Source organism: Microcoleus sp. T2B6 (assembly GCF_036700475.1).
Taxonomy (GTDB): domain Bacteria; phylum Cyanobacteriota; class Cyanobacteriia; order Cyanobacteriales; family Microcoleaceae; genus Microcoleus.
In genome coordinates this window covers 3,704-19,918 of sequence record NZ_JAUBOZ010000124.1, presented here as the reverse complement: position 1 = coordinate 19,918, position 16,215 = coordinate 3,704, and the positions used below count along the sequence as shown (strand labels likewise).

General features: G+C 47.4%; 14 protein-coding genes. 8 read left to right on the top strand and 6 right to left on the bottom strand.

Going from position 1 to position 16,215, the window contains the following annotated elements:
• The 3 genes from QUA00_RS32080 to QUA00_RS32070 form a co-directional block, all read left to right on the top strand.
• A partial coding sequence (locus tag QUA00_RS32080; RefSeq protein ID WP_333412435.1) for a tail fiber domain-containing protein occupies positions 1-738 on the top strand: 738 nt, incomplete at its 5' end.
• 213 nt (positions 739-951) lie between these two features.
• Entirely contained in the window at positions 952-2,439 is a 1,488-nt protein-coding gene (locus QUA00_RS32075; RefSeq protein WP_333412433.1) for a hypothetical protein, read from the top strand.
• A gap of 362 nt (positions 2,440-2,801) precedes the next feature.
• Complete coding sequence (locus QUA00_RS32070) at positions 2,802-5,735, top strand: DUF4347 domain-containing protein (RefSeq protein ID WP_333412431.1); 2,934 nt, start codon at positions 2,802-2,804, stop codon at positions 5,733-5,735.
• A gap of 253 nt (positions 5,736-5,988) precedes the next feature.
• Here QUA00_RS32070 and QUA00_RS32065 read toward each other — a convergent pair whose 3' ends face one another.
• On the bottom strand, positions 5,989-7,746 hold the full coding sequence (locus QUA00_RS32065) for a serine/threonine-protein kinase (protein WP_333412429.1): 1,758 nt from the start codon (positions 7,744-7,746) through the stop codon (positions 5,989-5,991).
• Positions 7,747-8,072: 326 nt separating this feature from the next.
• The gene (locus QUA00_RS32060; protein ID WP_333412426.1) at positions 8,073-8,315 is read right to left on the bottom strand and encodes a hypothetical protein; all 243 of its coding nucleotides are present in this window, start codon (positions 8,313-8,315) and stop codon (positions 8,073-8,075) included.
• A 67-nt stretch (positions 8,316-8,382) separates the two neighbouring features.
• Here QUA00_RS32060 and QUA00_RS32055 point away from each other — a divergent pair, with 67 nt between their 5' ends.
• From QUA00_RS32055 to QUA00_RS32045, 3 genes are all read left to right on the top strand, one after another.
• Positions 8,383-9,813, top strand: a complete 1,431-nt coding sequence (locus QUA00_RS32055) for a form I ribulose bisphosphate carboxylase large subunit (RefSeq protein WP_333045238.1) — start codon at positions 8,383-8,385, stop codon at positions 9,811-9,813.
• A 137-nt stretch (positions 9,814-9,950) separates the two neighbouring features.
• Entirely contained in the window at positions 9,951-10,361 is a 411-nt protein-coding gene (gene rcbX, locus QUA00_RS32050) for a RuBisCO chaperone RbcX (protein ID WP_333103382.1), read from the top strand.
• Positions 10,362-10,406: 45 nt separating this feature from the next.
• The gene (locus QUA00_RS32045; RefSeq protein ID WP_190745620.1) at positions 10,407-10,742 is read left to right on the top strand and encodes a ribulose bisphosphate carboxylase small subunit; all 336 of its coding nucleotides are present in this window, start codon (positions 10,407-10,409) and stop codon (positions 10,740-10,742) included.
• A gap of 80 nt (positions 10,743-10,822) precedes the next feature.
• Here QUA00_RS32045 and QUA00_RS32040 read toward each other — a convergent pair whose 3' ends face one another.
• The 3 genes from QUA00_RS32040 to QUA00_RS32030 all read right to left on the bottom strand — a co-directional run bounded on the left by QUA00_RS32040 (position 10,823) and on the right by QUA00_RS32030 (position 13,216).
• Complete coding sequence (locus QUA00_RS32040) at positions 10,823-11,464, bottom strand: restriction endonuclease subunit R (RefSeq protein ID WP_333412424.1); 642 nt, start codon at positions 11,462-11,464, stop codon at positions 10,823-10,825.
• Positions 11,465-11,665: 201 nt separating this feature from the next.
• Entirely contained in the window at positions 11,666-11,914 is a 249-nt protein-coding gene (locus QUA00_RS32035; RefSeq protein WP_333412422.1) for a hypothetical protein, read from the bottom strand.
• Between the two features lie 78 nt (positions 11,915-11,992).
• The gene (locus QUA00_RS32030) at positions 11,993-13,216 is read right to left on the bottom strand and encodes a hypothetical protein (protein ID WP_333412420.1); all 1,224 of its coding nucleotides are present in this window, start codon (positions 13,214-13,216) and stop codon (positions 11,993-11,995) included.
• Positions 13,217-13,436: 220 nt separating this feature from the next.
• Here QUA00_RS32030 and QUA00_RS32025 point away from each other — a divergent pair, with 220 nt between their 5' ends.
• Positions 13,437-13,706 carry a hypothetical protein gene (locus QUA00_RS32025; protein ID WP_333289604.1) on the top strand — a complete coding sequence of 90 codons (270 nt, stop codon included), beginning with the start codon at positions 13,437-13,439 and terminating at the stop codon, positions 13,704-13,706.
• 127 nt (positions 13,707-13,833) lie between these two features.
• On the opposite strand, the gene QUA00_RS32020 is transcribed toward QUA00_RS32025, so the two are convergent.
• Complete coding sequence (locus QUA00_RS32020; RefSeq protein ID WP_333138433.1) at positions 13,834-14,208, bottom strand: hypothetical protein; 375 nt, start codon at positions 14,206-14,208, stop codon at positions 13,834-13,836.
• A 569-nt stretch (positions 14,209-14,777) separates the two neighbouring features.
• Between QUA00_RS32020 and QUA00_RS32015 the strand changes: the two genes are divergently transcribed.
• On the top strand, positions 14,778-16,215 hold a 1,438-nt coding region (locus QUA00_RS32015), incomplete at its 3' end, for a tetratricopeptide repeat protein (protein ID WP_333412418.1).

Genomic DNA, 16,215 nt, shown 5'->3' with positions numbered 1-16,215 from the left:
CTAGTTTACAACTCTAAATGCCTACTTTTCTTTGAATTCAGTTTTATTCTCTCGATCCTTTCCTTCAGGGGACTACCCTATGACAGATATGATGGGACGTGGAGACGCTCAATCAGCCTAAAATTAGGTAACGTTGGCATCGGGACGACGAATCCACAATCGATGTTGCATATTGGCGACGGATTGGGTTCTGGTTACCGTCCTTGGATGCTAAGAGGAACGCAAGTTTCTGCACAAACCGATAATGTCTTTTTTGGCTTAAAACGTGAAGCTGTCGATCGCCAAGATGCGGTCATTGCATGGGGGGACAATACTGATGATGTATTCAGATTCATCTTTGTAGGAGTCGGAGGCCCTGACAATGGACAAGAAATAATGAGGTTGCAAGCAAACGGCAATGTCGGCGATGTCAGAGTCACAGGCGATGTTTATGCCATGGGCCAGAAACTCAGTTCTTCAAGGGAATTAAAGGAGAATATTGCCGAACTTTCCGGAAAAGAAGCCGTTGAGGCCTTAAAAAACCTCAACCCCGTTAAGTTCAATTTCAAAGCAGATAGCGACAAAAATCTGCATATTGGATTTATCGCGGAAGATGTCCCAGAATTAGTGGCAACTTCTGACCGAAAAACACTCAGTCCGATGGATATCGTTGCCGTGTTAACTCAAGCGCTGAAAGAGCAACAAAATACCATATCGGTCTTAGAAAAGGTAAAACGTTTGGAGGCTAAAACTGCATGAATAGAAGCCAAAACTATTTTTGTTGACAGCTAATCATTTTGAAAAATTGTGTATGCGGGAAACTTAGCCATTGAAGAAAGTAGTTAAGCTGCATACTCTCTTTGAGTAATGAACCAACACAACAACTTCTGAGTTTCGAGCGATCGCTCGAAACTCTGTTTCACCAACATCCATAACAGTGTTTTCACACCAGGAGATAAGGAGATTTCAATTATGGCTATCAAACTTGGTAAGCCGAATTTTTTTGGGGTTGCCATTCTCTGTGCGATCGCCCTAACGCTATCATTCTTTGTGGATATGCCTGCTCTTGCTGATACCCTTTTGCCTCAAGTAACTTCCACCCCAACTTTGGGGTCAAAGATTACTCTGGAGAAAGAACCTACTTCCGCGCCAACTTCAAGCTCAACACCATCAGTTATTTCCCAGATTACAATCACCACTCCAACCAAGCACCCACTCATCTACAAGGTTCCCAAGAATCCTGCCACTCAACAAGAACTTGCCCCACAGGAGATTGCTCAAAAATTTAGTGCTGTGATATTTCATCGCGGATTCGCTCCCAAGGCGTTGGAGTACCGTCGCCTCGGCTTGCAGGGTCCTCTCATGCAGTACATAATTATGGAGCAACTGGTGGGACCACCATACCGTGTGTTCTTTAGTCGTATAGGGCGAACGGTGGAATGCACCGAAAAGGAACGAGAGTGGAACGGCGCACGGAGTAACAACGTAACTATGGATAAGGGTGCTTTTTGCCAAATCCAGGACAGCATCGGCACGGGAACCACATTCGACCACGATCTCAACCCAGATACTCCGCCAATTCAAGCTACTGAGGACTGGTTTCTCCACGTCAGACCCTTCAGATCTGTTGAAAGTTACCGAATTGTTAGAGATGGCGGTGGGGGAAAAGCCTACTACCCCAACCCTGGCAATAAAGACTGGCAGGAATATTTTATCGCCCGACTGCTGCGCGAAATGAAAGGCACTCCTAACCATCCCAAGTCGGGAATGGACGGTATCTATTTGGATAACTTGGAGTTGAGCTGGAACAAGGTGCTGCGGGATATGTGCAAACCTACACCTACTGAGAACTGCAAGTCTCAACTGGAGAAGTACCAGTCCAGCCAAGAATACGGCGATGCAGTTTTCGAGTTTGTCAAGCGTATTCACAACGCCCTCCACGCCAACAACAATAACTTCCCTCTTTGGGCGAACATGATTGAGGGAGCACCCTGGAACTCGAACTCGGAGTGGGATCGCTTAGAGCCATACTTAGAGGGTGGATTCCTAGAAGCCTTTGCACTTGACTGGGGGAACGGCTATTTTAGCTCAAGCACTATCGAAAATCAGCTTAAACAGGCTCAGAAGTGGCTGGAGAAAGACAACAGCTATATTGCTGGTGCGCCTGGTAACAGCACAAACCGAGATGAACAAGCCCGTTTGGCGCTTGCTACATATCTTTTGATTGCAGACAGAAATAAGACGTACTTTAGCTATTCTGACCGTAGCAACCTCTACGATTACTGGTGGGAGTACCCGGAGTATTATTACAACTTCGGCAATCCGATTGAATCATATCAACAGGTTTCCGACAATCCCAAAGTTCTGCGCCGAGCGTTCGAGTGTGGCAGCGTTGAGGTGGATCTGACAACCAAAGTCCCCACGTTTAATTACACTCCTTGCAACGCAAATCCATCTTAGCTGAGCCGCGCTTCGGTCTGGTGACAAGATGCGAACTCAAAATTTGTAGAACATTAGACCTCTTGCAAAAATAGCACCGGGCGGGCTAACAGCCCATCCGACAAGAGTCATTTTTCCTTGTAGAATAGGCGTCGATGCCTGCCTAATAATTCGATCGAAGGGACTTTTGCAAGAAGTCTATTCATGTGTCAAATCACTTGTATTTCAAAGGCAATCTATAGAGGGCATTTGGATACTTGAAAATCGTTTACCTAGTTGAGTTTTACAACGCTTACCTACTTATCTATTGTTAACCCATTTTGGAGTAGAGAAAATCAGTGGCTAATTCTACTTTGTTAAAAACAATCTCAAAAAATAATAGGATGAACAACTTATCAACGGCCAATCTTCAGCCCCTAGATGCCAAGAATGAGGCGCGTCGCTTCAGCAAGGTGCGATCGGCAATTATGTTCGTTGACCCCGCTGTTGCAGACTGGGAAAACCTGGTGGAGGGGGTCAAACCGGGAATTGAAGTGATAATTCTCGATCGGGCGTGGGACGGAGTAAAGCAAATTAGCGAGGTTTTGGACTCGCGCACCGGCATTACCAACATTCATATTGTTTCGCACGGCAGCCCTGGTAGCTTGCAACTGGGGAACGCGCAGCTAAGTTGGCATAATTTAGACAAATATGGCAGTTTGTTGCAGCAGTGGCGGCGCGCTTTCACTGATGGTGCGGATGTGCTGATTTACGGTTGCAATGTGGCATCTGATTTTACCCCAAACCAGCAGGAATGCGGGGAGAGAGAAGAGGTTCCGTTCATTCAACGCCTAGCTTTCTTGACGGGTGCAAATGTCGCCGCCTCCGCCAAGCTTATTGGCAATCGTGAACTCGGTGGGGACTGGGAATTGGAATGCGCGATCGGGCAAATTAAGACCCCGTTAGCCTTTGAACCTGCAGTAATGGCGAACTACCAGGGCCTTTTTGCCGAGTCCATCACCCGCGTCTCCGTAGACTCCAATGGCAACCAGGGTGAGGGCGACCCAGGGGCTTACTTCAATCTATCTATCTCAGGTGACGGGCGCTATGTAGTCTTTGCGTCTGCTGACAGCAAGCTCGTGAAGGACGACACGAACCAAGTGCGTGATGTCTTCCTGCGGGATACCGTCAACAGCACCACCAGCCTGATCTCGGCTAACTCAAATGGTAGTTCCCTGTATCCGTCAATCTCAGCCGACGGGCGCTATGTGGCTTTTATGTCTGGTGCCACCAACCTAGTAAACGGCGACACTAACGGACAGGCTGATATCTTCCTGCGGGATACCGTAAAAAACACTACCAGCCGCATCTCTGTTGACTCCAATGGCAATCAAGGAAATGGTGCATCCGGCATTTCATCCATCTCAGACGACGGGCGTTATGTGGCGTTTGCATCTGCTGCCAGCAACCTAGTAAGTGGGGACACTAACGGACGGATTGATATCTTCCTGCGGGATACCGTCAACAGCACCACCGCCCTCATCTCCCTTGACTCGAATGGCAGTCAGGGGAGTGAGAGCTCGTACAACCCATCAATCTCAGCCGACGGGCGCTATGTGGCGTTTGAATCTGGTGCCAGCAACCTGGTGAGTGGGGACACGAACAACTCTAGTGACATCTTTTTGCGGGATACCGTTACAAAAACCACCACCCGCATCTCAGTAGACTCCAACGGCCAACAGGGGAAAGAGAATAGGCACTCCCGGCAGGCGTCGATCTCAGCCGACGGGCGCTATGTGGCCTTTACATCTGCTGATAAATTGAGCAACAACGCTAATCCCTTCGATAGTAACATCTACGTGCGGGACACCCTCAACAGCACCACCACCTTAGTATCATCATTCGATCTAGATAAGCCCGGCAACGCCGCCCCATCCATCTCAGGGGACGGACGCTATGTGGTGTTTGACTCTCAGTATACGACCCTTACACAGAGCGGTTCAACAACAACCCAGACTAACGCATTGGACGTTTTCGTGCGGGACACCGTTAACAACACCACTAAGCGCATCTCTGTAGACTCTAACGGCAACCGAGGAAATGGCCCATCCACGCCGGCATCCATCTCAGGGGACGGGCGCTATGTGGCGTTCTACTCTCTTGCCACCAACCTGGTGACTGGGGATACTAACAACGCTATGGATGTCTTCGTGCGGGATATCAGCGCGCCCATACCAATTCCGACTCCGACGCCAGCGACAACTCCGACGCCAGCGACAACTCCGACGCCAGCGACAACTCCGACGCCAGCGACAACTCCGACTCCAGCGACAACTCCGACGCCAGCGACAACTCCGACGCCAGCGACAACTCCGACTCCAGCGCCAGCGCCCGCAGCGACAACTCCTACACCAGCGCCAGCGCCAACTCCGACTCCGACTCCCGCAACAACTCCGACTGCAGCGCCAACTCCGACTCCAGCGACAACTCCTACGCCCTGCATTTGCGAGCAGATTGTGCTGCCAAATTTTGCTTCAGTTGCTTTCACGCAAAGCGGCAGCAATGGCGACGACACCGTGACGGGCACCAATTTCAACGACGCGATCGGCGGTGAAGCTGGCAACGATATTATCTTTGGCAAACAAGGGAACGACACCCTGACTGGCGGACTTTTCAGCAACATTCCTGTCGGCCGAATTCTCGATCATGATTTACTGTTTGGTAACGAGGGCAATGACTGCCTCGACGGTAGTGCAGGCGACGATACTATATATGCGGGCAAGAACGATGACCTCGTTGTTGGCGGCGCAGACGACGACTTGGTGCGAGGCGATAAGGGCAGCGATACTGTCTCTGGGGGCGATGGCAGTGATACAGTACGCGGCGGCAAGGGTAGCGACACGGTTTTGGGTGACGCTGGGGACGATCAGGTATTTGGTGATAAGGGCGACGATTTGCTTTGCGGCGGTGATGGCAATGACACCCTGCTGGGAGAGACAGATCGCCTTGCGCTAACGGGTGATGCGGGTCTCAATGACTTGCTGTGCGGCGGTGAGGGCGATGACTGGCTGATTGGCGGTGAGGGCAGCGATACTTTGAGGGGCGATGGGGGGAGCGATCGATTTGTGCTGTCAGTTGGCGGCACTGATACTGTAATCGATTTTGAAGACAATCGAGACTTGCTGCTATTAAGCAACGGTCTGACTTTTGGGCAACTGGCAATTACTCAAAAAAATAATTCTGCCTTCATTGCGATCGCGAATACCGGCGAACTATTAGCCATTCTCGATCGAGTCTCTGCTGCCAACATCACTGTCGCCGATTTTACGCTAATCTAAACTTAACTAATACCAACTCTGCATAAAGTATGGGCCGGGGCGGGTTTATGAGATTGTCGAGTGTGGGCAATTATTGGCCGGTTTATCCGGCACTAAAAAATTTAACATCAGACTTGTCTGAATCAAACGGAAACGATATAACTTACACTCTCAATATATTAAAATTATTGTGGGTGGGCATCTTGCCCGCCCAAAAACTGTAATTTTTAGATCGTTGCTTAAAATGTTTATTTAATCTTTAATTAGTTAATTCCTACCGCCATCCCAACCACCTGAGCACGGGCACAATTAAATAATGACTCACTCCCAAACAAAGCCCGATCGCACTTCCCAACAAACCAAAAAACACAATTGAGCCCCAAATTTGCAGCCAGCCGAAGGTAACGTTAGACAGTGACAAAATCCCAAAGAAACTCCCCGGAAAAATGTTCCAAGCATTCAGCAACAGAAATATTCCCGTAGAGAAAACAGCCACAACCAAAGCGTGAACTAATTGATGACTCCGCAAACCCATTCCCACAGTCATAGAGGCGATCGCAAAAGCTCCCAAAATAACCCCCTGCACACCACTAGAAGCTGTTGCTTCCATCCAGCACAAACCCGCCAACAAATAACCCTGAGCTCCCATCAATCCAGACAGCCAATACTGTTTTTGCTGGCGAAAACTCCCCGCATCCGTCAAACCGATCGCAGTTCCGAACCCCGCAAATCCAAACAGCAGCACTTCCGGCCCGACAGCGAAAGTCATATTAGGAATTAATTGCTGCAAACCTTCATTTAGAAAACTGGCAATTTCCGGGCCAATAGGCGAAGCATAGGCCAAAACCAAACCGCCGATCGCCCCCGCAGTTCCACCAACGCCACCGAGTACCATTTCCCAGCCCGTATCCAGAGAAGCTACCACGATTTGGGCGATCGCGCCGAACAGCAAAACCGTCAAACTTGCCGTTTTTTGCGCCCCTGCCACCACTACTTGCCGGCAGAATTCTACAATAGCTTGACCCATTGGGGCGATGGCGATTTTGCCCTTACTCCTAGCATAAATCTCCTGCAAACGCGCCCGAACATCACCAGCAGTCGCCGGACGTTCCCGCACGTTCGATCGCACCATATCGTCCAACAAATTCGCAAAAGCCGGACTCACAGATACAATGTGGCGCCATCGCAACTCCCCCGTCATCGGATCTTCAATTTCAGCCGGATACTTCCCCGTCAGCAAGTGAATGCAAGTCCGCCCCAGCGCATAAAAATCCGTCGCCGGCACCACACCGCCTCCCACAATTTGTTCCGGCGGACTGTATCCGGGCGAAATCAACCGCGTCGAACTCGGAGAATCTTTCCCCCCGGATTCGACACCGCCCATCTGTTTAACTCCCCCAAAGTCGATCGTCACCAATTGCAGTCCGCCTAAACCCTTGCTAAGCAAAACTTGGGGCGATTCCGGGTCTCGCAGCATCAAATTTGAGGGTTTAATGTCACGGTGAATAATCTGACTCCTGTGCAACTCCTCTAAAATTTCCACAGCTTGACTCAGCCAACTAAACACCCATTCCTGCGGACATCCTTGAGGGTGCTCGTCGAGAACCTCTTCTAAAGTTTTGCCGTGAATCTTTTCCATTACCAAACAAGGCAGCCGCTTCGCCGCAGGATTTCCCTCCCCGCCTGCAAAATTTTGCGTTTGGACGTGAAAATAACCGTCAGGCTCGACTCTAGGGACGCCAGGGTGCCGCAAACGTGCCAAAACTTCAGCTTCTTGCTCGAACAGTTTCAGCGCTTTCGGGGCAGTTTCGAGCAACACTTTCAGAACGCGCTCGGTTTGAGTTTCTTTGTCCCAAACTGTGAAAATCGCTGCAAAACCCCCGGAAGCGAGGCTTTCTAGAGGCACATAGCGATTTTTTAGCTGCAGCGGAGCCCCGCAACTATGACAAAAATTGTTGCCCCAAGTCTGAGGGTAGGGCCTTGGGCAATCTGGATTGATGCAGTGGACGGCTTTTGAAGGGGGGTGAGGCACAACCAGAGTAAAAATGGGACTAAATATCCATACTAGACTTACGCGCAGCTAAGGCAGAAACCAGGTTTTCAGCGAGGTTAAATTGCTGTAACGACGGATTTGGTTTGAGAAACAAGCTTGCTCTTGCTGCACAAGCCCTGTCCATATTATGTGGTATCCTGTGGATTTTTGAGTTAGCGGTCTCAGATTCACGGGATTTTAGATTTTAGATTTGGGATTTTGGATTGCTACATACTGAATAACAGTTGAGATCGATCGCCCGATCGATCTTAACTCCCAACCACAACTTTAGGTATTTCTAACTAATTCCCCCGGCCCATTACCCATTACCAATTCTGATTTTTCAGTATTAAATTCTTTACATAAACCGTATTGATCCGCTGTTCGGCTCGCTGCACAATATATTTCGATCGCTCAAAATTCCCCCCCGCTCTGCGATCCCCAGCCTTTCCTCCTGCATCCTTCGTCGCTTGAATTTTATAAGATATGTTACAAATATTTTCGGAATGTAAAGCAAAATAAACAATACTTATGATGATTAAAAGAATATTAAAATTGGAGAGTGACACTTTGTTGATATATTTTTAACAGCCTGCGATCGGGCAAAAAAATTAAGCGAATACTAGGAAGCGAGATATGGCTTACGCGCAAACCCAAACTCAATCAAAGGCTGGGTATAAAGCCGGAGTTCAAGACTATAAACTAACGTATTACACGCCGGACTACACGCCGAAAGATACAGATATTTTGGCTGCCTTCCGCGTCACACCGCAGCCGGGAGTTCCCCCAGAAGAAGCAGGCGCTGCTGTGGCTGCTGAATCTTCTACAGGTACATGGACGACTGTTTGGACTGACCTCCTGACCGACCTCGACCGCTACAAAGGTCGCTGCTACGACATCGAACCAGTTCCCGGTGAAGACAACCAATACATCTGCTTCATTGCTTATCCTTTGGATTTGTTTGAAGAAGGTTCCGTCACCAACTTGCTGACCTCTTTGGTCGGTAACGTGTTCGGTTTTAAAGCTCTGCGCGCTCTGCGTTTGGAAGACTTGCGGATTCCCATCGCTTACCTGAAAACCTTCCAAGGCCCTCCTCACGGTATTACCGTTGAGCGGGACAAATTGAACAAGTACGGCCGTCCTTTGCTGGGTTGTACAATTAAACCCAAATTGGGTCTGTCTGCTAAGAACTACGGTCGTGCAGTTTACGAAGTTCTGCGCGGCGGTTTGGACTTCACCAAAGACGACGAAAACATCAACTCGCAACCGTTCATGCGTTGGCGCGATCGTTTCTTGTTCGTTCAAGAAGCTATTGAAAAAGCCCAAGCAGAAACCGGCGAAGTCAAGGGTCACTACCTCAACGTAACCGCCCCTACCTGCGAAGAAATGATGGAGCGGGCTGAGTTCGCTAAGGAAATCAAAACCCCCATCATCATGCACGACTACCTGACCGGTGGTTTCACTGCAAACACCACCTTGGCCAAATGGTGCCGCCGCAACGGTATCTTGCTGCACATTCACCGCGCTATGCACGCCGTGATTGACCGTCAGAAAAACCACGGTATCCACTTCCGCGTGCTTGCCAAGTGCTTGCGGATGTCCGGTGGCGACCACCTGCACTCCGGTACAGTTGTGGGCAAACTCGAAGGCGAAAAAGGCATCACGATGGGCTTCGTAGACTTGATGCGCGAAGACCACATCGAAGAAGACCGCAGCCGCGGTATTTACTTCACCCAAGATTGGGCCTCCATGCCCGGTGTCATGCCGGTTGCTTCTGGTGGTATCCACATCTGGCACATGCCGGCTTTGGTGGAAATCTTCGGCGACGACTCCTGCTTGCAGTTCGGCGGCGGCACCTTGGGCCACCCTTGGGGTAACGCACCTGGTGCAACTGCTAACCGCGTTGCTTTGGAAGCTTGCGTCCAAGCTCGTAATGAAGGCCGCAACTTGATGCGCGAAGGCGGCGACGTAATTCGCGAAGCTTGCAAATGGTCTCCTGAACTGGCTGTTGCTTGCGAACTCTGGAAAGAAATCAAGTTTGAGTTCGAGGCAATGGATACCCTTTAAGGATTTTTGGTTTGAGATTTTAGGTTTTAGGTCGCAAACTTGCTGGGAAGTCTTTATCTTTGAAGAAGATTTACAAGTAAGTTTGCATCCAAAATCTAAAATCCAAAATCTAAAATTTGAGGGAGCTGGGGTCAAAAATGGATCTCAAACAAGTTGCGAAAGACACCGCTAAGGTGCTGGCAAGTTACCTAACCTATCAATCCGTGCGGATGGTGGTAGCTCAGTTGAGCGAAACCAATCCTCCTCTGGCAATCTGGTTGAATGAGTTTTCCACTAAGGGCAAAATCCAAGATGGAGAAGCTTATATTCAAGAGTTGCTTTTGGAAAATCAAGATTTAGGCTTTCGGATCATGACTGTGCGAGAGTATCTGGCTCACGATGTGACAGAATATTTGCCAGAAATGGTTTGTACTGGCATTCAACAGGCGAATATGGAACACAGACGCCAGCATTTAGAGCGAACTACGCAACTTAATTGGTCTGTTCCTAGCAGTAATCCTGAAACATCAATAGATTCTGAACCGAATCTGGATAATTTGTCGAGTTAATCGATCGACAAGTGCGATCGAACACACACCTTAGAGATACAAAAAATGAAGACTTTACCTAAAGAGCGTCGTTACGAAACTCTGTCCTATTTGCCCCCGCTGACAGACGCCCAAATTGCCAAGCAACTCCAGTACATCCTGGATCAAGGCTACATTCCCGGCGTAGAATTCAACGAAACCTCTGCTGCTGAAATGCGCTACTGGACTTTGTGGAAGTTGCCTTTGTTTGGTGCTCGCAGCGTCCAAGAAATCATGGCTGAAGTTCAAGCTTGCCGTCAAGAAAATCCTAGCTGCTACATCCGCGTCATGGGTTTTGACAACGTGAAGCAATGCCAAGTGCTCAGCTTCATCGTCCACAAGCCTAACACCAGAGGCTACTAAAAAGTATTGGCTGGCTAATCTAACTTTTAGGTTAACAGTCATTGCAGATTGGAGGCGGAGAATTTTCTCTGCCTCTTTTTTTATAGTTTGCAAATAGCTTTTAACACTTGCAGCAACAAAATTGAAGAGTCGGACTCCATCAAAGTCAAAAATGGCATTAGCTGATAGGTTGGGGGATTTCCTCTGCGGATATGGACAAACTGATAAAACTCTCCGCTAGTTGCCAGCCCCCAAACAGACTCTTGATATTCTAAACTTTTAGAGGCGTAAGTTAGGAGTTGGGGCAAACCTGCGCGGGGAGCAATTAGACTATTTTTAGATTCTACTACTAAAATCCAAAATGGTATATCAGCGGCAATTTGTTTCTCTTTATTGATTGCTAAAATGTCTAATCTGCCTGTAATCGTTGTGTCTTCATCTTCTATAGTTATGTTAGCAATGTCTTGTTCTAGACTCATCTTGATTGGGCGGCGGTAGAAGCCAGCCAATCGCATTAAGGGAAACGTAGTTAAAGCCTGTACCAGTCCTTCAGAGACTCTTTCCACTGAGAGGTATTCGCGAAAATCGTTGCGGATTTGGGCGAGTTCTAACTGTTCTATCTCTGTTAAGGATTCTAAGGATAAAAAAATTGTGTACGTGTCATTATTAAGCTGCTCTTGGAATTTGAAAAATTGACTTACTTCACCGAGAGTGATATTTTTGGCGTTAATAGTTGTTGTCATATTTTGATAGGGATTTAAGTTTTAGTTATAATTTTAACATAGACATTGCGGTATGTTGATTTCTTAGGAGCGCGAATTAAATAACTTACAATTTTAATTGTTATTGTGGAAGTTATTTAATTCTCATTCCTTAGTTGTAGGGTGCGTCGCCCTCGAAGATATTTAAATCGGATCGAAAATCTCATAGCGACGCACCATACCTTATTGAAGACCATCGCCATCTATCCTCTCCATCACAATGCCATCAACTATTTCATAACCCCAATTAGAGTTGCGATTTGCCAACTGATCGGCAATATCGCATTCGCCTAAATTGCAGAGTTCAACTAACATTTGATATCCTTCATCTCTTTCTCGCTGCAACCTTTCCCGTCGCAGATTTTTCCGAGTTTCCTCAGAAGGATTTGGTCGCTCTTCTCCCAGCGGATTAATCTCGCTAATTCGTTTCATATTTGCTTAGCTTGTATGGTGCGTCAGTCTTGACTTTAGTATAAAAAATAGGTTTTTTCTACTAACGCACCCTACTTCCTAAAAAGGAATTGATTCGACTATTTCACCGTCTACTATTTCGTAGCCCCATTCTGGGTTGGCAGCAATTTGTTTTTCTACTAGACTTCGGCCCAGAGGAGTTTGGTAAGCTTTTTGCAAAGAGGAAATACTGGGGATTTCGGCGGGGGCTGGCAGCTCTTTTTGTTGGAGTTTTGGCGGTTCAACAATTGTTTCAGATGTGGATTGATTTAAGACTGATTGAGGCGCGATCGCCCCTAACTTCCGCATAACGCTATCCTTGGTGATTTGCGGTTTTTCGTTGAAGGAAGACGGCAGATATGGTGTGTCAACGCCCTGCTGTTTTGCTTTGAGTGCATCATCAGCAATGCGATCGCACTTTCGCAGAAATCCCTCCCACAAATCTTTGCCCAAAACCGGGTTTCTCAAGTCAGCACGAGCTTTAGATACTGCTGCTTCCAGCGGTTCTCCTTTGTGGACGTAATACTGAATTCGCTCTTCTTCAAAAGCAGGATAAGGCACTTCCGGCTCGATTTCCCAATCCCGCTGGACTTTCTGACTTTCTCCTAAAGGAATTCCGGCGATAAATTCCTCCCAAAAAGTCGAGGTTAAGCCTTTTGTCATGCTGTCAATAATTTTAAATGCCCATCCAGAAGGATTGCCGAATCCTAAATTATGCTCTTGAGCATATGCTTCTAAAGCTCGCTGAAAGTTGTGCAATTGTTCTTGAGAATTCCAAGGGCCGCTAAATCGGTAATTCGGGGTGACAGCAACGGCTATTTGCTGGCGGGGTTGCCCAAAATATTTGTCGGTTTTAACTACATGATTTGGGGGTGATGTTTCGGGTAATATTTCTACAGGGTGATTGTTGTTTTCGCGGCTTGTCTGTGGTATAATTCCGGCAGGATTGGATGTCCAAAAGTTATTGAGTTTTTCCTCAAAAGCGTCAATGTCCGCCCAGAGTTCTAGGGTGTCGGTATTGGGATTTGGTAGTTTTTCTTTGAGGAGCGATCGCACTTTGAGTTGCTGTCTCGCTAATTCCTGTTCTTCCTGATTTAAACCGGTGGCTTTTTCTATTTCTGCGCTGTTAGTTTTCACCCATTCGCCGGAGTAGGAATGTTCTGCTTGCCATTGCAATAATTGGCAAAGAAAAATACTCGCCGCGACTCCGCCAGTAATTGTGGCGAGTTTGGGATAGTAGATGGCGGGGTTTCCTAGATTTCCTAAAAATATTCCTATTTTCATTTTTTATATTCCTAATTCCCTTGAATAGTAGGGTGCTCTTCGGCGCACCTTACCTCGACTAAACTAGCATTGAGAAACTTAAGATTTTCTTTAAACTTGTGTCTATTCCTGACTGAATGGAGTTTCTAGAGGAAAGACGGGGATCGCATATTCGATCGCCTGATTGACAGGAATCAGTTAAACGTAATAATAAATTATTTACTGTACAGATCCTCCCAAAATGAATCCAGAACGCCAAGAGGCTTATTTGAACTTAATCGAGCGAGTGCTTACTTGCCCCAACGGCCAAGAACCAGAGGTTTTGAGTTCCTGTTCCGATTTAATTGATGCGGGATTTGTGCAAATGCTAATCCAGATATCGGCTTCAATGGCCCGCGCAGGTGACGAAGATACTGCTAATTTTTTAGTGCAACTTGCTCGTTTGCTGGGGAAATCTTTGGGTTTGTCGCCGGATTTGATGGCGGCTGGGTACAGTAGTGCACAGGGGTAGAGAAAAAGTGCGTTAGCGAAGCCCTCGAAGAGGATCGCCTCGTTGTATCATGTTTTGAGAAATGAGGGCGATTCCCTACCCTTGGCGATAGCTTCGCTTCACCTAATTTTTAAATGCAGCGATGGCTTTACAGTTTATATTCTAGAGGCTCGCAAAAATCATCCACCCCAGTTTTAAATACATAAATAATCACCGAAGTTACCAAAATATCAGGGCAAATTTTTGCGGCAACTAAATCTCTAAATGCTGCATTCAATTGTCCGTTTGTCAACTCTTCTTTAACCTCTGACTTGCAGATAGCGACGCGGCATCTTTTGGCCAATCCGTCTAACCAATTTTCTGAGATATTCGGTTCTTGTCCGGCTTGAATTGCTAGAGATATCGCTGCATCTTCGATGTTACCTTCGCAATCTTCGATGGCGTCTAGGGCTTTTAGGGCTTCGGGATATTCGGCTAATTGCGAGCGGAATTGGGCAATTTGTTGTGAGGTAATAATCACCATATTATTTTCCTGTGTTTTCTGCTAGTGGGATTAGTTTAGCAATTAAAGTTAATATTATAGCATTTTTTTTGTTTTGGGTTGGGATTGAGTGTTTAAATTTTATCACTGGTGCAATAGTTCAATGTGGTTGAAACCCCCGTCTCATAGCGGAGTCCGACGAGGGTTAAAACCCCCGTCTCATAGCTGAAGTCCTCTGAAAGAGGACTGATGAGAAGGATTTCAATGGTAATTAACAATGTTCAAAATGTCAGATTGCGATGTTGCGGAGTCCGACGAGGGTTGAAACCCCCGTCTCATAGCTGAAGTCCTCTCAAGAGGACTGATGAGAAGGATTTCAATGGTAATTAACAATGTTCAAAATGTCACCCTTAATTAACATAGTGCACATCTTCAGTCCTCTTTCAGAGGACTTTCGCTATGAGACAGGGGTTTCAACCCCTGGCGGACTATGGGACTAACGACAAATCACGATGATCGCCTTTTCAACCTCTGGCGGACTATCGGACTGACGACCAATCCGGGCAATTGTTGCTACAATAACAAAAACCAACCGCCTCAAAATCTCACCAATGTTAAATAAAATCTGGCGATTCCTCAAACAATTAATTCAGCGGCTATTGGGTACGACTCCCCCGAAGATTCAACCGACACCTCCTCAACCGCGGCCAACTTTGACTGATGCGGAATACGAGGCGAAGTTGATGGAACTTCTCGAAGGGGTGAATGAGGGCTGGGGAAGAGGCGATGTTGTGGGATTCTTACTCGCAAAACAAATTAAAAATGGTGAATTGGCGGCTTGGTTGCGGAGGTTTGGGGCTCGACTGTTGGAGGGCGCGCAGGGGAGTACAGCGTCTACGGATGCGGTGGTATCGCTTCAGAAATTGGCGCGCAGGTTGGAGTTGTTGAGTAGAGTTGCGATCGGGAAATTGGGAGAGGTTGCGGGGAATGTTGGTAGGGAGATTTTGGTTGTGTTTCCGCTATCTTCGGATGGGGAGGCTGAGGAATGGAAAAAGCGAGGAGATGAGCAATTTATGAAAGGTGATTTTGAAGATGCGATCGCCTCCTACGACAAAGCCTTAAAATTAAAACCAGATTATCACGAAGCCTGGAACATTCGGGGCATTGCACTGCGTAAGTTAGGCAGGCTAGAAGAAGCGATCGCCTCCTATGACAAAGCCTTAAAATTAAAACCAGATTATCACACAGCCTGGTTCATTCGGGGCCTTGCACTGGATGATTTAGGCAGGCGAGAAGATGCGATCGCCTCCTATGACAAAGCCTTAAAATTAAAACCAGATGATCACGAAGCCTGGTACAATCGGGGCAATGCACTGGATGATTTAGGCAGATTTGAAGAAGCGATCGCCTCCTACGACAAAGCCTTAAAATTAAAACCAGATTATCACACAGCCTGGTTCATTCGGGGCATTGCACTGGTTAATTTAGGCAGGCTAGAAGATGCGATCGCCTCCTACGACAAAGCCTTAGAATTCAAACCAGATGATCACGAAGCCTGGTACATTCGGGGCGTTGCACTGGATAATTTAGGCAGATTTGAAGAAGCGATCGCCTCCTACGACAAAGCCTTAGAATTCAAACCAGATTATCACGAAGCCTGGTTCGATCGGGGCGTTGCACTGGATAATTTAGGCAGATTTGAAGAAGCGATCGCCTCCTACGACAAAGCCTTAAAATTAAAACCAGATGATCACGAAGCCTGGTTCGATCGGGGCGTTGCACTGGATGATTTAGGCAGGATGGAAGAAGCGATCGCCTCCTGCGACAAAGCCTTAAAATTAAAACCAGATGATCACGAAGCCTGGTTCAATCGGGGCATTGCACTGTATAATTTAGGCAGGCTTGAAGATGCGATCGCCTCCTACGACAAAGCCTTAGAAATCAAACCAGATTATCACGAAGCCTGGAACATTCGGGGCATTGCACTGTATAATTTAGGCAGGCTTGAAGATGCGATCGCCTCCTACGACAAAGCCTTAGAAATCAAAC

What these genes read in the sequence shown, in the direction of transcription:
- QUA00_RS32025 (WP_333289604.1), top strand. Translation starts at nt 13,437, where the DNA reads ATGAATCCAGAACGCCAAGAGGCTTATTTGAACTTAATCGAGCGAGTG.
- QUA00_RS32030 (WP_333412420.1), bottom strand. Translation starts at nt 13,216, where the DNA reads ATGAAAATAGGAATATTTTTAGGAAATCTAGGAAACCCCGCCATCTAC.
- QUA00_RS32070 (WP_333412431.1), top strand. Translation starts at nt 2,802, where the DNA reads ATGAACAACTTATCAACGGCCAATCTTCAGCCCCTAGATGCCAAGAAT.
- rcbX (WP_333103382.1), top strand. Translation starts at nt 9,951, where the DNA reads ATGGATCTCAAACAAGTTGCGAAAGACACCGCTAAGGTGCTGGCAAGT.
- QUA00_RS32075 (WP_333412433.1), top strand. Translation starts at nt 952, where the DNA reads ATGGCTATCAAACTTGGTAAGCCGAATTTTTTTGGGGTTGCCATTCTC.
- QUA00_RS32045 (WP_190745620.1), top strand. Translation starts at nt 10,407, where the DNA reads ATGAAGACTTTACCTAAAGAGCGTCGTTACGAAACTCTGTCCTATTTG.
- QUA00_RS32055 (WP_333045238.1), top strand. Translation starts at nt 8,383, where the DNA reads ATGGCTTACGCGCAAACCCAAACTCAATCAAAGGCTGGGTATAAAGCC.
- QUA00_RS32040 (WP_333412424.1), bottom strand. Translation starts at nt 11,464, where the DNA reads ATGACAACAACTATTAACGCCAAAAATATCACTCTCGGTGAAGTAAGT.
- QUA00_RS32035 (WP_333412422.1), bottom strand. Translation starts at nt 11,914, where the DNA reads ATGAAACGAATTAGCGAGATTAATCCGCTGGGAGAAGAGCGACCAAAT.
- QUA00_RS32020 (WP_333138433.1), bottom strand. Translation starts at nt 14,208, where the DNA reads ATGGTGATTATTACCTCACAACAAATTGCCCAATTCCGCTCGCAATTA.